The sequence below is a fragment of the Lacinutrix salivirga genome (assembly GCF_053604675.1).
The window spans coordinates 87,097-100,730 of sequence record NZ_JBSHNP010000126.1 but is presented as its reverse complement, the minus strand read 5'-3'; the positions used below and the strand labels follow the sequence as shown (position 1 = coordinate 100,730).

Genomic DNA, 13,634 nt, shown 5'->3' with positions numbered 1-13,634 from the left:
AATTACCTTTTTACACTATATAGTTTAGCTTTTTCTTTTTTGAGTCAATTCTATAGTTACCATTTGCACGTCTCCTCCTATTGGTGGATTAATTTTACTTACAGCAACTGTAGCAATGGTAATTAATTGATCTTCTTTAAAAATACGATTTAAAATACGTTTTGCAACATGCTCTAAAAGTGCACTTGGTATTGCCATTTCTTCAATAACAACTCTATTTAAAAAGACATAATCTACTGTATCTTCCAAGTTATCAGACACTGCGCTTTTCTCTAAATCGGCTTTTACTTTTAAATCTACTCTATAATCACTTCCTATAGCAGTTTCTTCTTTTAAACATCCATGATGTGCGTAAACACGTATGTTTTCAACTTTAATAATTCCCATTAGTTTGTAAAAAAATCAAAAACGTTAGAAATTGTACTTGTTTTAGTTTTATAAAACTCCGTATAAGTACATTTTTCACAAGTCACAGAAGTAAATTTTTTACTCTGTATATTAAATAATTTTGTAAACAAACCTCCTGTGGCTTGCATTTGGTCGATATTACAACTGGTATTAGAACACTTTGGGCATTGATAATTCATAAATTTGAAAACTTAAATTATATAGTTATACAATATTAGTACAAGATTGATAAAGATTGTTACAAATGTTAATGAATTTCACTAATTTTACAGCTTAAGATTTTATTGATTAATAGCTTTAAAAATCAATACTTAACAGAAAAATTAATATGTCTGAAGAAAAAAAGTCGCTCAATTTTATAGAGCATATCATAGAAGAGGATTTAGCAAACGGTTTAGATAAAAGCAAATTACGTTTTCGTTTTCCACCAGAGCCAAATGGCTATTTACACATTGGTCACACCAAAGCTATTGGTATAAGTTTTGGTTTAGGCGAAAAATATAATGCTCCTGTAAATTTAAGGTTTGACGATACAAATCCTGCTAAAGAAGAGCAAGAATATGTAGATGCTATAAAGCGAGATATTGAGTGGTTAGGCTATAAATGGGCAAATGAGTTTTACTCATCAGATTATTTTCAAACACTTTATAATTGGGCTGTAAAACTAATTAAAGAAGGCAAAGCGTATGTAGATTCGCAATCTAGCGAAGCGATGGCAGAACAAAAAGGCACACCAACACAAGTAGGCGTTAATGGTCCTTTTAGAGACCGAAGTGTTGAAGAAAACCTCGATTTATTTGAGCGAATGAAAGCTGGCGAGTTCGACGAAGGTGAGCATATTTTACGTGCAAAAATAGATATGCAGCATCCAAACATGCTAATGCGAGATCCTATTATGTATCGTATATTAAAAAAACATCACCATAGAACTGGTAATGATTGGTGTATCTACCCAATGTACGATTGGACGCATGGTGAAAGTGATTATATAGAGCAAGTATCGCACAGTTTATGTTCTCTCGAATTTAAGCCTCATAGAGAGCTTTACGATTGGTTTAAGGAGCAAGTATATCCTTATGGTAAAAACGAGTATCCAATGCTTCCTAAACAGCGAGAATTTGCACGTTTAAACTTAAGTTATACTATTATGAGTAAACGAAAGTTGCTTAAATTAGTAGAATCTGGTGTCGTTTCTGCTTGGGACGATCCACGTATGCCAACTATTTCTGGATTACGAAGACGTGGTTACACTCCTAATGCCATTCGTCATTTCATAGAGCGCGTAGGTGTTGCTAAACGCGATAATATTATAGATGTTTCCCTTTTAGAATTTTGCATTCGCGAAGATTTAAATAAAATTGCACCTCGTGTAATGGCTGTTTTAAATCCTTTAAAACTGGTGATAACTAATTATCCTGAAGCTAAAGAAGAGTGGTTAGAAGCCGAAAATAATCCAGAAGATGAAAGCGCAGGATTTAGAAAAGTCCCTTTTTCTAGAGAATTATATATTGAAAAAGAAGATTTTAAAGAAGAAGCAGGTAGTAAATTTTTTAGATTAAGATTAGGAGGAGAAGTACGCCTTAAAAACGCCTATATAATTAAAGCAGAAAATGTTGTAAAAGACAGCAATGGTAACATAACCGAAGCGCATTGTACTTACACAGAAGATACGTCTAAAAAAGTAAAAGGCACCTTGCATTGGGTGTCCATTAAACATGCTTTAAAAGCCGAAGTTAGAGAGTATGATAGGTTGTTTTTAGATGAAGCACCAGACAGTCATGAGGACAAAGACTTTATGGAATTTATTAATCCAAACTCATTAAATATAATTGAAGCTTTTGTAGAGCCAAGTTTAGCAGAAGCTAAAGTAGGTGAGCAGTTTCAGTTTCAGCGTTTAGGCTATTTTAATGTAGATAATGATTCTAAACCAGGAGCGTTAGTCTTTAATAAAACAGTAGGTTTAAGAGACTCTTGGGCAAAAGCAAAGCCAAAAGAAAACAACAACCAAAACCAACAGAAACAGGCTCAGCAAAATAACCGTTCTGCAATAGATCAAATTAAATCGTATGGCAAAAAATACGATAGAATGAAGGTAGAGCAACAAAACAAAGCCAAAGCCGAAATCCAAGAACTAGCTAAAAATATTTCTTACGAAGAGTTAGAACCTTTATTTGGAACCTCTGTAAAAAAAGCTGGTACGCGTATAATTACGATGATAAGTTTAGGTGTATTGTTACAAAACGGTTTAGAAAAAAACGAAGCAATAAATGCCTTTATTACTAAAGCTTTAGACGATAAAAACGAGCTGTTAGTTGCAGAAGCTAAGACAGTTTCAAGCCTATAAAACACATTTTATAATTACAGATTTAATTAAATTATTTATGAAAAACATTACCTGTCTTTTACTCTTTACGTTTAGCCTGTGCGCAACAGCGCAAAATCTTGTAACTAACGGAAGCGCAGAAAATGCTCCAATAACAAACGATTGGACTGTTGTTTCTGGAAATTGGACACAACGTAGTTCAAATCCAGCACCACAAGATGGAACAGCCTATTTTTTTGCAGGAGCTAATAGTTACGCAGAAATCTATCAAGATATTGATGTTTCTGGCAACAGTGCTGTTATTGATTTAGGCACTCAATTTTATTCATTTTCGTGTTATTTAAGATCATTTAATCAAGCTCCAGCTGATGCAAGTAAAGCTATAGTAACTTATAGAGATAATTCTGGCTCTGTACTCCATACTTACGATACTGGTTTTGGAACAAACCAAGCACAATGGGATTCTTATTCGGATGCAAGGTTGGCTCCTGTTGGAACAAGAACAGTAAGAATTACTTTAATTTCAGATAGAAATTCAGGCACTAATAATGATGGTTATATAGATAATGTGGTTTTTGAGGAAGGTAATACGCTATCTACACCAACTGTTAATTATTTAGAGGGTGTTTCTGTTTATCCAAATCCTTCAAAAGGCACGATTCAATTTACAAAGTCGATTGATGAGTTGGTGGTTTTTGATAGCACTGGAAAAGTTATTTTAACACAAAAAAACATTCAGAAATCACAACCTATCACATTAAATGTATCACAAGGTGTGTATGTATTTAAAATAAGCAACTCTAATAATTCTATTGTAATAAAACACGTTGTAAAATAACTTAATAAGCACATTTACAAAGCAATACAAAGCCTCGATAAACACGTGTCGAGGTTTTTTTGTACATTTAAAACAACTAACTTAAAAAATATTTATCATGGAAGGATTTAATTATTTAGCCATTCTTGTGGCTGCAACTGTACCAATTGTGTTGGGATTTATATGGTACAATCCCAAATTATTTGGAAACGCTTGGATGCGAGAAGCAGAAATGACAGAAGCTAAAATGAAAAGCGGAAACATGGCTGTAATTTTTGTAATTACACTAGTGTTATCCTTTATTCTGGCTTTCTTTTTACAACAATTAACAAACCACCAAATGGGAGCAGTCCAATTAACAGGTGGAGATCCTGCACAAGCAAAACCGTCTTTCGATGCTTTTATGGCAGATTATGGTAACGCGTACAGGACGTTTAAACATGGAGCTCTACATGGTTTTTTAGCTGGTCTTTTAATGATTTTTCCTGTAATAGCTATTAACGGAATGTTTGAGCGCAAAAGCTGGAAATACATTATGATTAATTCTAGTTTCTGGATGGTGTGCTTAACTATTATTGGAGCCATTATTTGTGGTTGGAAGTAAACACTAAAAACAATAACTTTACAAAGACTGATAACGGTTGTTTTCAGTCTTTTTTTGTTTAAAATTTTGATTCACTATACAATTTATACTTCGGTAAAAACGCTTCCAAACTCTTGGGATGCTTTGCCACACAACGATTTGTTTTTAACCACTAAATTTTTAGAGGCTTTAGAGTGTTCGTGTCCGCAAAACATAACCCCTTTTTATGTAGGTATTTTTAAAGCTGAAACACTTATAGGGATTGCCATTTTACAACGAGTAGAAATGTATTTAGATGATATTTTTAGAAACACAAAAGACAACTACTTAACCAGAATTACAAAACAGTTAGTCTCTAAAATTGTAAGAGGAAATGCTTTAGTTATAGGTAATTTAATGCACACAGGACAACATGGACTGTATTTTAAATCTGAAGCTATAAACTACGAAACCTATTTAAATATTTTAGGTGATGCAATTGAAGCTATTAGGCTTAAAATAAAGAAAGAGAATAACAAAAAGATAAGAATTATAGCCTTCAAAGATTATTTTGAAAACGACGCTATACATAACAATACCGCCTTTTTTAAGCAACAAAACTTATATAAAGTACAAGTACAACCTAATATGGTTTTTAATATTCCAGAGCATTGGAAAACATTAGAAGATTACAAAGCGGAGTTTACAAAAAAATACAGACAGCGTTTTAATTCGGCTAGAAATAAAGCAAAATCGATTATAAAAAAGGAGTTAGATTTAGCAACTATTAAACAAAACCAAACTACGCTTTTTGAGTTGTATAAAAACGTGTCTGACAATGCTAGAGTGAATTCTTTTATTTTAAATGAAGCACATTTCAGCCATATAAAAGAAGAGTTACAAGATCATTTTAAGGTTTTCGGTTATTTTTTAAACGAAGAACTTATTGGGTTTTACACACTAATTCTTAATAATGATAAGCTAGAAACCTATTTTTTAGGCTATAATCCATTATTACAAAACGAGTATAAAATATATTTAAACATGTTGTATGATATGGCTCAATTTGGCATTGAAAATGGATTTAAAACTATTGTTTATGCACGTACAGCAATGGAAATAAAAAGCTCCATAGGCGCAAAGCCAAAAATGATGCATATTTACATGAAACATACTAATAGTTTTATTGCCAATACAGTATTAAAATTTATAGTAAAATATTTAAATCCAACAACAAATTGGGTGGAGAGACATCCTTTTAAACCCTAAAATTAATCCATAAAAAAACCCCAAAGCATTTACACCTTGAGGTTATTTATAGTTTATAAATAGCTATTCTTTTTCGCTATTCTTTTTATTTAATTTTGCTTGTTTCATAGCTTCGCCAATTTCATTACTGGCTGCAAAACTAGCCACCATATCGTTAAGCATATTGCTTCCTGCTTGTGGCGAATTTGGTAATAAAATTAAATTACTATTAGTTTCTCCACCAATTGCTTGTAAGGTGTCATAATGTTGCGTTACAACAATTAAGGCAGAGGCTTCTTGGCTATTAATACCAACTTTATTTAATACCTCTACAGATTCTTCTAAACCACGAGCGATTTCACGTCTTTGGTCTGCAATACCTTGTCCTTGTAAACGTTTGCTTTCTGCTTCAGCTTTTGCTTTTTCAACAATTAAAATACGTGCAGCATCTCCTTCAAATTGTGCAGCAGTTTTTTCTCTATCTGCAGCATTAATCCTGTTCATTGCTGCTTTTACTTGTGCATCTGGATCAATATCTGTTACTAAAGTTTTAATGATATCAAACCCATAATCAGACATCGCGTCGTTTAGTTCTGTTTTTACAGCAATTGCAATATCGTCTTTTCTAACAAAAACGTCGTCTAATTTCATTTTAGGCACTTCTGCACGCACAACATCAAAAACATAACTTGTAATTTGTTCATGCGGATAATCTAGTTTATAAAATGCGTCATATACTTTTTGACTAATAACACGATATTGTACAGATACTTTTAAACGCACAAATACATCGTCTAGCGTTTTGGTCTCTATAATAACATCTAATTGTTGAATTTTAAGACTTAAACGTCCTGCAATTTTATCGACTAAAGGAATTTTCATGTGTAATCCAGAAGGACTAATTTTATGAAATTTACCAAAGCGCTCAATGATTACTGATGTTTGTTGTTTTACTACGAAAAAGGCCGAAATCAATATGATTAAGCCGAAAAAAATAATTGGAATGTAAAGAAATTGTCCCATAAAATGATTTTTAAAAATGGTTAGAAAATAATTACTACTAAATTAAGTTATATTTGTTCAACTTATCCCAAACAAATGAAAAAACCTCAATTTATCTTATTAGTAGCATTTACTATATGTTTTGTTACACATTCTTTTTCGCAACACAGAACTTACGATATTAAAAATGGATTTGCCATTGGTGGAGGACTCACGCAATTTAATATCATTACAGATAATTTTGAAACCCAAAAAGGAAATGGTTGGATGGCTCACATGAGCGCAACAGCAGACCTTCCACACAGATGGTACAATGTAAGTTATGGTATGCAACTCTCAGAAAATAAAATAAGCGTTAACGGATTAGCCTCTAGCTTGTCTTCGGTTTTTGAGCCTGTAGAGTATAAAATATTTACAGCTCAATTAGCGTTTTTGTTTCACATAAAACCGTTTAAAACGTCTCATTTAACAATAGATGCTGGACCAATGTTACAGTATAATTCCGATTTAGAATTAACAGACGATGCGAAAGAAAATTTTACTATTGCAGACTTTGACGCTGTGTTAGCAAAGGATTTTGTAGATCTTAATAATTTTAATGTAAATGGTGCTATTGGAGCCACTTTAGGTTATGATTTTTTTAAACTTAGAGCACAATATATTTATGGCTTTACTAATATTTTAGGCCAACTAAATGATGCAGAGTTTAACACTAGCGAGAAAAAACAGTTTAAAGGCAATCAAAGTATGTTAGCATTTACTGCTATGATTACGTTTTAGAAAAAACCTCATTTTATAATTTTAAATTCGTCAATTCGAGTAGATTTTACGACTGTATATACGTAAAATTTGTATCGAGAATAAGAATTTTTTATTCTAAAAATCTTCTTTTAAAGTATAGAAATCACTTTCTCAATACGCTTAATACTTTCATCTTTACCAATCATATACATAATATCAAACACGTCTGGTCCTTGTAATGCACCAACTAAGGCTAATCGCAGAGGCATCATTACTTTCCCGAAACCTATCTCGTTTTTAGTAATCCAACCTTTAATTTCTGTCTGCAGCGTTTCTACTTCAAAATTATTATTATTTGAAACAATGCTTAACACGTCTGTCATAACAGACTTAGTATCGTCTTTAAAGGCCTTTTTAGAGGCTTTTTCGTCGTACGTTTCTGGTGCAAGAAAAAAGTAACTGCTTAAGTCCCAAAAATCACTTATAAAAGTGGCACGTTCTTTAATTAAACTAACAACTAAAGCGATGTAGTTAACGTCGATATCAATGTCATTTCGAGGAATTTGCGACGTGGCAATCTCTGTGTTAGATCGTTCGTTTATTTTATTTTCGATGATTGGCTTAAAAGCCTCAGCCAATGCGTCATTACTTTGCTCTTGCATATAATGATGGTTAAACCACTTTATTTTATCAGGATCAAAACGCGCTCCTGCTTTATTTACGCGTTTTAAATCAAATGCAGAAACCAATTCGTCTATGCTAAAAATTTCTTGTTCTGTTCCTGGATTCCATCCTAAAAAGGCTAAGAAATTAATTACAGCATCTGCAAAATAACCTTCTTCTTTATAGCCTTTAGACACTTCTCCGTTTGGCGAAGTATACTCTAAAGGAAACACTGGGAATCCTAATTTGTCGCCATCGCGTTTGCTTAATTTTCCTTTTCCTGTTGGCTTTAAAATTAATGGCAAATGTGCAAATTCAGGTGCTTCCCAACCAAAGGCTTTGTACAATTGGTAGTGTAAGGCTAAACTTGGTAACCATTCTTCTCCACGAATAACGTGAGTGATTTCCATTAAATGGTCATCTACAATATTTGCTAAATGATAGGTTGGCATACCATCACTTTTAAAAAGCACTTTATCGTCTAATATGTTAGTATCAATGCTAATATCGCCTCTAATAATATCTTTTAAATGAAGCGTTTCGCCTTGCGGACTTTTAAATCGTATTACATAATCTTCGTTTGCGTCTAATTTTGCTTTTACTTCAGCTTCAGACAACGACAAGGAGTTACTTAATTTTAAACGGTTGTGCCAGTTATAGATAAATGTTTTTCCTTTTGCTTCGTGGTCTTTTCTATGGAAATCTAGAGTTTCAGAAGTATCAAAAGCATAATAGGCATTACCAGAAGCAATTAATTGGTCTGCATATTGCTTGTACAAATGTTTACGTTCACTCTGTCTGTATGGTCCAAATTTTTCGTTCTTATCTGGTCCTTCGTCAAAAGGAAAGTTACACCAATTTAGTGCATCAACAATATACTGTTCTGCACCTTCTACATAACGGTTTTGGTCTGTGTCTTCAATACGAAGCACAAAAGTACCATTGTGTTTTTTAGCAAATAAATAGTTGAAAAGCGCTGTACGAACGCCTCCAATATGTAAAGGTCCTGTTGGACTTGGTGCAAAACGCACTCTAACTGGTTTAGACATCTTGTTTTGTTTGAGTTTGCAAAGATATAGCGATATGATTTTACAACAAAGAAAAGTGTTTAAAACATTTGTTTGAATTTAATTTGTTTTATTACAAATAAAATATATCTTTGTGATCTAGTTTTAGAATTCTACAACAACACTTTTTGACACATGATTAGTGAATACAGACTTTTGTATTTGGCATTAATCAAATTCCAAAATGTATTAATTACTAAATAAGTATTTAACAATATGTTTAAATGCTTTCACACACTTATGTTTAATTTAAAATAAAAACAATGAACACTGTAATATATATAGATGGCGTACCACTATACATGTCTCCTGTAGAAGTAGATCCAATGTTTACTTCCCTAAATGCCATTAGCAATTTAGGAAACACAGATGCATTAGCCACAAGTATAACGCCAGAAAACATTAAAAACAACCCTTTAGGAAAAGAGAGTGTATTCCATACAGTTGCAGAAGTATATTCTGAGCAAGAAATAATAGACACTTATACACATCGTATTATTTGGTGTAAGTCTGGAGTAGATGTATTTAGCCATTACCAATCTAAAGACCCTAAATACACACCCAAACCAAAAGAATTATTAATTTTTTATGAAGAAAATCCAGACGAAGCCTCTAATTTTTTTGGGACTGCCTGTAGAGTAAAAATGGGAGCAGAGCGTAGAGTATTAATGGAAAAAGTATACAAAAATAGAAAAACAATAACCCTTAAAAACAAGGAAGCTAATAGTTTAAAAGTGTGGTCGCTAGATATGGCAACATGGCATAATAAGTTAGAAGCTTCTGTTTTAGAAAGCGCTATAATATTTGAGCTACAAGAAATAACAGCCTATAATAACATTATAAACACCATTTTTGGAATAAACGAAACCTTAGCAGATTGGATTACAAGTGGAGTTTCTGCATTGGACGATGTTAAGTTTACAGACAAAAATTACGACTATAAAAAGTATGGCGAAAAGCTAGAACCTATTATACCAATACATTTATACAAAAAAACGTATCAGTTTTTAACTCAAGGAGGACCGCAACCTTACGATGTGGTAAAACAAAAAGGCTTAGCGCAATTAACAAATGTGGTTAGTAATTTTGACGACTTCGTGTTTGGAATAGCCAAAACAGTAGTTGCAGCGACACCAAATAAAAAGGACGATATACTGTTAGCAACCATTATAAAAGTAAAGCAGTATTTACAAGAGCATTTAGGCAAAGTTTTAGAAAAACTGTTTAATAAACTAAAACAGTTTATGGCAACTATAAAAGCAAAAATTGAAGACTTTATAGACCAAATAGACGATAATTTACTACTACTTAATGCCTTTTTATGTGGTTTAATAAATGGCATATTAAGTATAGTGCAAGCTATTTTAAGCATAGTTGCTTTGGTGGTAGACAATGTATTTATTTTAAACATAAATAATTATAGCGCAAACAACTTAGCAAAACACCAAGAAAAATTAGAGTTTATTGAAGATGCTATAGACTTACTTATACCAAATTTAGACACGCTGTTTCTGCAAATAACCACACAAATGCTTACTATACAAAAAGAGTTATTTAAGCTCGTATTAGAGGTGTGGCAACTCGCTAAACAACAAAGTAAATACTTTTGGGCCTATTGTATAGGAGGAGTTGTTTTTGAGTTTATTGTAGAGGCTATTATAACACTATACACTGGCGGAAGTGCTGCCTTTGCAAAAGCGGCTGCAAAAATAAACAGGATTTCTAGCCAACTTACCCAAAAAGGAAAAACCGTTGTAAAAGGGTTTGGTAAAACAGTAGCAAAAAACACTGCAGAGCTCTTACAATATTTAAAAAAGGAGTTGGTAGAATTGATAGAGGCAATAAAAAACGGCAAACTTATTGCTTACTTAAAACGTAAGTTTTTTGAACTTATTGATAATAAAGAAGGATTACGTAAATTATATTTACAAAAATGGTTACATAAGTTTGATGATAATTTTATAAACCATATAAGTGGAGATGTAGGTAATGAAACAATTTCAATATTTTTTAAAGAGTTATTTTATGTTAGTACAAAAGGAGAAGGCGGACATTGGTTAAATAAATTTTTAAAAGTTGATGAAATAATTTACCCACCAGGAGTAACAAATATATCTCAAATTCCAGATGATCTTCCTTTTAAAGCAAAGGTTATTATAAAGTCAAAAAAAGGTAGAAGCTTCCCTAAAGAGACAGTTTCATCTATGTTTCCAAAAAACTGGAGCATTAAAAGAATACAAGAAGAAGTTTCTTATATTTATGAAAATACTGTTGTTAATAACAATGGCTTTATTGAGAAAAATTTTTCAACTGGAATTTCAAAATATAGAGCAATTTCAACTAATGGGTTTAAGATTCAAATAGAAATAAAAAACAAAAATATTATTAATGCATATCCATATTTAAATTAAAAAATTATGAATTACAAATTTTACACAAATATATTAGATACAACAAATGAACTATTTTATTTAATTAAAACAGAGATTGGAGTCATACAAAATTTTGGAAACTCTAATTGGACATCAGGTAAAGCTTTAAAAATCATAGAAGGTATTGAGCAAAGTAAAGAGAGAGAAAAAAAGGACGAATATATATGGGCAAATGAAGATATAACTCTTTACGCTAATAAAAACGGTGTATTACTAGTAGATATGTTGGCAAAAAGAGGCGGAGAAACAGCTTTAGAAATTATAACATTACAATTAACACACGATCAGTTTATAAAATTTTTAAAAGACTTCAAAACCTTTATAGAAGAAAACAGTTAACAAACCTAATGCTAGCGCTAGTCTGTGAAGTGTGACAATAACAATAAGCAAAAACAATAATTAGTCATAGTGTAATTACTGTGGCTTTTGTATTTTAGAGATGTAGTATTAACTCTTTTGTATACTTAATGCAAACGAGTGCTAGCAAGTAGAGCTAGAGTGTAATAATGACACTGTTTATTTTATAAGTAATTTATTAACGAACAGTTTAAAAAATGATAGATAATAAGAAAAAAATATTGAGAATGACTTATAAAGCTGAATCTAAAATTGAATACAAAAGATTCGAAATACTAATTAATTCAAAGTTATTTAATAATGAAGAATCAGTTCAAAAGCCTATTTGGGGTTTTGAATTAATAGAAATTTTAGAAAATATGCAAAAAGAAGAACTAATATCTTCGGATGACAGTAATTGGTATTACTCAATAACCAACAAAGGATTGGATTATTTACAACAAAATAAAGAAGAAGAGTAGTGTGTTATATACTTTAAACACTAACCCCTTTGCTAGCGCTCGCCTGTGACGAGTGAGGAAAAAATTAGAAACCAACAAAAAGCTACAGTTTAATTACTGTAGCTTTTGTATTTTAAAGATGTAATATATACTATTGTGTGCACTCGTCACAGACGAGCGCTAGCAATGGCCTTTAGAAGAGTTAATAGACTTATTAGAAGAGTGGATGGCTTTTTTAAGTAATTAACGTTATTATCTATAAAACAAAAAACCCCTTATTTAATTTTTGCCTGTGTACAATAACTAAAATGGTAATTAAAAAAACCACCTAATTTAGGTGCTCTTTTTAGATTTGAAAAAACTCTTAAATTGTAGCTTTTGTATCTAAAACAAATTCAAATTTACCATCTCCTTTGGCACACGTTTATTCATAATTTTAAACCACAAAGGAGGACACAACGCAATAAGCATAGATGTTGGATAACCATAAGGCATTTGCGGACTATCCTCATGGCAATCCAAAATTTGATATTTTTTATTCGTTTTGTAGTGATGGTCGCTATGTCTAGTCAATTCATACAATACAATACGACCAATAACGTGATTAGAATTCCAGGAATGCATTTGTTTTACACGCTCATAACGTCCAGATTTAGTTTTTAAACGCAATAAGCCATAATGCTCAATATAGTTTACTGTTTCCAGTAAAATAAAGCCAATAATACCAGAAGCTAAAGCAAAAACAAACCCATTAAAACCAAAGACAAGAAAAACAACTAGTAAATATGCGACTTGAAAAATAGTAAACCACAACATATCGTTTTTTATAGAAAAAAAGGACTGATTATTGTTTTTTAAAAGTGTGTTTTGGATGCTCCAAGATTTAAAATACTGTCTAAATGTTGAGGTAAACCAAAAAGAATACACACTTTGGTTATAACGAGCAGTAGCAGGATCCTCTGGAGTTGCTGCATGTAAATGATGGCCATAATTATGCTCAATATAAAAATGCATATAAAAACTAGGTAATAATAAGGCTTTACCCAAAAAACGCTCGTTTGTAGTTTGTCTGTGGCCAAGCTCGTGTGCAACGTTAATACCATTTATAGCTAAAACAATTCCTATAGAAAAGGCAAAACCAACAAACTCATAAGTTTCTAAAACTTGAGAGGTCACTAGGTTTAGCGTGTAAATAAGTAAGCCAAAAACAATTGGCACGTTTAGGTATAGCAACCAATCAAAAAGATTGTTTTTTAGTTTGTTGTGCGATGCTTCTTCCTTTAAATTACTATCATCTACAGGCAATACAACTTCTAAAATGGGAAGCAGTATAAAGGCATAAATAGGTACTAAAAATGAAAAAGAACCTTTAAAATATAAGCCAACACAAGCCATTAATGGAATTGAAAATGCAGCTAAATATTTAAGGTCTTTCATTTTTAAAAAGATGTTTTTCATTCTCTTAAAACAAGAAAACGTATTAGTTTAAATCAAATTTATTTCCGCGAAAGCGAAAATCTTTAACAATAAGTTATAAATCTAAGCATTTAAGTGTAAAAATAAAATAGTATTTT

The 13,634-nt window shown here is 31.7% G+C and carries 13 protein-coding genes; 8 read left to right on the top strand and 5 right to left on the bottom strand.

All coding sequences use genetic code 11. From position 1 onward, the window contains the following. Window positions 1-24 precede the first annotated feature (24 nt). Together folB and ACVC5O_RS11500 are read right to left on the bottom strand one after the other, a co-directional pair. Window positions 25-387: a dihydroneopterin aldolase gene (gene folB / locus ACVC5O_RS11505; RefSeq protein WP_452221629.1), complete on the bottom strand. Its 363-nt coding sequence runs from the start codon at window positions 385-387 to the stop codon at window positions 25-27. Continuing rightward, entirely contained in the window at window positions 387-587 is a 201-nt protein-coding gene (locus ACVC5O_RS11500; protein ID WP_452221628.1) for a zinc ribbon domain-containing protein, read from the bottom strand. The genes folB and ACVC5O_RS11500 overlap by 1 nt, the downstream gene beginning before the upstream one ends. A 149-nt stretch (window positions 588-736) precedes the next feature. On the opposite strand from ACVC5O_RS11500, the gene ACVC5O_RS11495 reads away from it, so the two are divergent. The 4 genes from ACVC5O_RS11495 to ACVC5O_RS11480 all read left to right on the top strand — a co-directional run bounded on the left by ACVC5O_RS11495 (window position 737) and on the right by ACVC5O_RS11480 (window position 5,379). Then, window positions 737-2,752 (top strand): glutamine--tRNA ligase/YqeY domain fusion protein, encoded by a 2,016-nt coding sequence (locus ACVC5O_RS11495; RefSeq protein WP_452221627.1) that lies wholly within the window; start codon window positions 737-739, stop codon window positions 2,750-2,752. Then, a complete protein-coding gene (locus ACVC5O_RS11490) occupies window positions 2,721-3,569 on the top strand; it encodes a T9SS type A sorting domain-containing protein (RefSeq protein ID WP_452221626.1) in 849 nt (282 codons plus the stop codon). The genes ACVC5O_RS11495 and ACVC5O_RS11490 overlap by 32 nt, the downstream gene beginning before the upstream one ends. A 97-nt stretch (window positions 3,570-3,666) precedes the next feature. Further along, window positions 3,667-4,152, top strand: a complete 486-nt coding sequence (locus ACVC5O_RS11485) for a DUF1761 domain-containing protein (RefSeq protein ID WP_452221625.1) — start codon at window positions 3,667-3,669, stop codon at window positions 4,150-4,152. A 66-nt stretch (window positions 4,153-4,218) separates the two neighbouring features. After that, window positions 4,219-5,379, top strand: a complete 1,161-nt coding sequence (locus tag ACVC5O_RS11480; RefSeq protein ID WP_452221624.1) for a GNAT family N-acetyltransferase — start codon at window positions 4,219-4,221, stop codon at window positions 5,377-5,379. A 63-nt stretch (window positions 5,380-5,442) separates the two neighbouring features. Here the strand turns inward: ACVC5O_RS11480 and ACVC5O_RS11475 are convergent, their stop codons facing one another. After that, complete coding sequence (locus ACVC5O_RS11475) at window positions 5,443-6,381, bottom strand: SPFH domain-containing protein (protein ID WP_452221623.1); 939 nt, start codon at window positions 6,379-6,381, stop codon at window positions 5,443-5,445. A gap of 75 nt (window positions 6,382-6,456) precedes the next feature. Here ACVC5O_RS11475 and ACVC5O_RS11470 point away from each other — a divergent pair, with 75 nt between their 5' ends. Beyond that, window positions 6,457-7,140 carry a hypothetical protein gene (locus tag ACVC5O_RS11470; protein ID WP_452221622.1) on the top strand — a complete coding sequence of 228 codons (684 nt, stop codon included), beginning with the start codon at window positions 6,457-6,459 and terminating at the stop codon, window positions 7,138-7,140. A gap of 110 nt (window positions 7,141-7,250) precedes the next feature. Here ACVC5O_RS11470 and gltX read toward each other — a convergent pair whose 3' ends face one another. Then, a complete protein-coding gene (gene gltX / locus ACVC5O_RS11465) occupies window positions 7,251-8,813 on the bottom strand; it encodes a glutamate--tRNA ligase (RefSeq protein WP_452221621.1) in 1,563 nt (520 codons plus the stop codon). A gap of 281 nt (window positions 8,814-9,094) precedes the next feature. Here gltX and ACVC5O_RS11460 point away from each other — a divergent pair, with 281 nt between their 5' ends. The 3 genes from ACVC5O_RS11460 to ACVC5O_RS11450 all read left to right on the top strand — a co-directional run bounded on the left by ACVC5O_RS11460 (window position 9,095) and on the right by ACVC5O_RS11450 (window position 12,081). Then, window positions 9,095-11,242 (top strand): EndoU domain-containing protein, encoded by a 2,148-nt coding sequence (locus ACVC5O_RS11460; protein ID WP_452221620.1) that lies wholly within the window; start codon window positions 9,095-9,097, stop codon window positions 11,240-11,242. 6 nt (window positions 11,243-11,248) lie between these two features. Then, window positions 11,249-11,602, top strand: coding sequence for a hypothetical protein (locus ACVC5O_RS11455; protein ID WP_452221619.1), 354 nt, complete (start codon window positions 11,249-11,251; stop codon window positions 11,600-11,602). Window positions 11,603-11,817: 215 nt separating this feature from the next. Then, entirely contained in the window at window positions 11,818-12,081 is a 264-nt protein-coding gene (locus ACVC5O_RS11450) for a hypothetical protein (protein ID WP_452221618.1), read from the top strand. 363 nt (window positions 12,082-12,444) lie between these two features. Here the strand turns inward: ACVC5O_RS11450 and ACVC5O_RS11445 are convergent, their stop codons facing one another. Continuing rightward, the gene (locus tag ACVC5O_RS11445; RefSeq protein WP_452221617.1) at window positions 12,445-13,497 is read right to left on the bottom strand and encodes an alkane 1-monooxygenase; all 1,053 of its coding nucleotides are present in this window, start codon (window positions 13,495-13,497) and stop codon (window positions 12,445-12,447) included. Window positions 13,498-13,634 lie beyond the last annotated feature (137 nt).

Excerpts from the sequence above, each read along its gene's own strand:
- folB (WP_452221629.1), bottom strand. The coding sequence starts at position 387 with ATGGGAATTATTAAAGTTGAAAACATACGTGTTTACGCACATCATGGA.
- ACVC5O_RS11500 (WP_452221628.1), bottom strand. The coding sequence starts at position 587 with ATGAATTATCAATGCCCAAAGTGTTCTAATACCAGTTGTAATATCGAC.
- ACVC5O_RS11495 (WP_452221627.1), top strand. The coding sequence starts at position 737 with ATGTCTGAAGAAAAAAAGTCGCTCAATTTTATAGAGCATATCATAGAA.
- ACVC5O_RS11485 (WP_452221625.1), top strand. The coding sequence starts at position 3,667 with ATGGAAGGATTTAATTATTTAGCCATTCTTGTGGCTGCAACTGTACCA.
- ACVC5O_RS11475 (WP_452221623.1), bottom strand. The coding sequence starts at position 6,381 with ATGGGACAATTTCTTTACATTCCAATTATTTTTTTCGGCTTAATCATA.
- ACVC5O_RS11470 (WP_452221622.1), top strand. The coding sequence starts at position 6,457 with ATGAAAAAACCTCAATTTATCTTATTAGTAGCATTTACTATATGTTTT.
- gltX (WP_452221621.1), bottom strand. The coding sequence starts at position 8,813 with ATGTCTAAACCAGTTAGAGTGCGTTTTGCACCAAGTCCAACAGGACCT.
- ACVC5O_RS11460 (WP_452221620.1), top strand. The coding sequence starts at position 9,095 with ATGAACACTGTAATATATATAGATGGCGTACCACTATACATGTCTCCT.
- ACVC5O_RS11455 (WP_452221619.1), top strand. The coding sequence starts at position 11,249 with ATGAATTACAAATTTTACACAAATATATTAGATACAACAAATGAACTA.
- ACVC5O_RS11450 (WP_452221618.1), top strand. The coding sequence starts at position 11,818 with ATGATAGATAATAAGAAAAAAATATTGAGAATGACTTATAAAGCTGAA.
- ACVC5O_RS11445 (WP_452221617.1), bottom strand. The coding sequence starts at position 13,497 with ATGAAAGACCTTAAATATTTAGCTGCATTTTCAATTCCATTAATGGCT.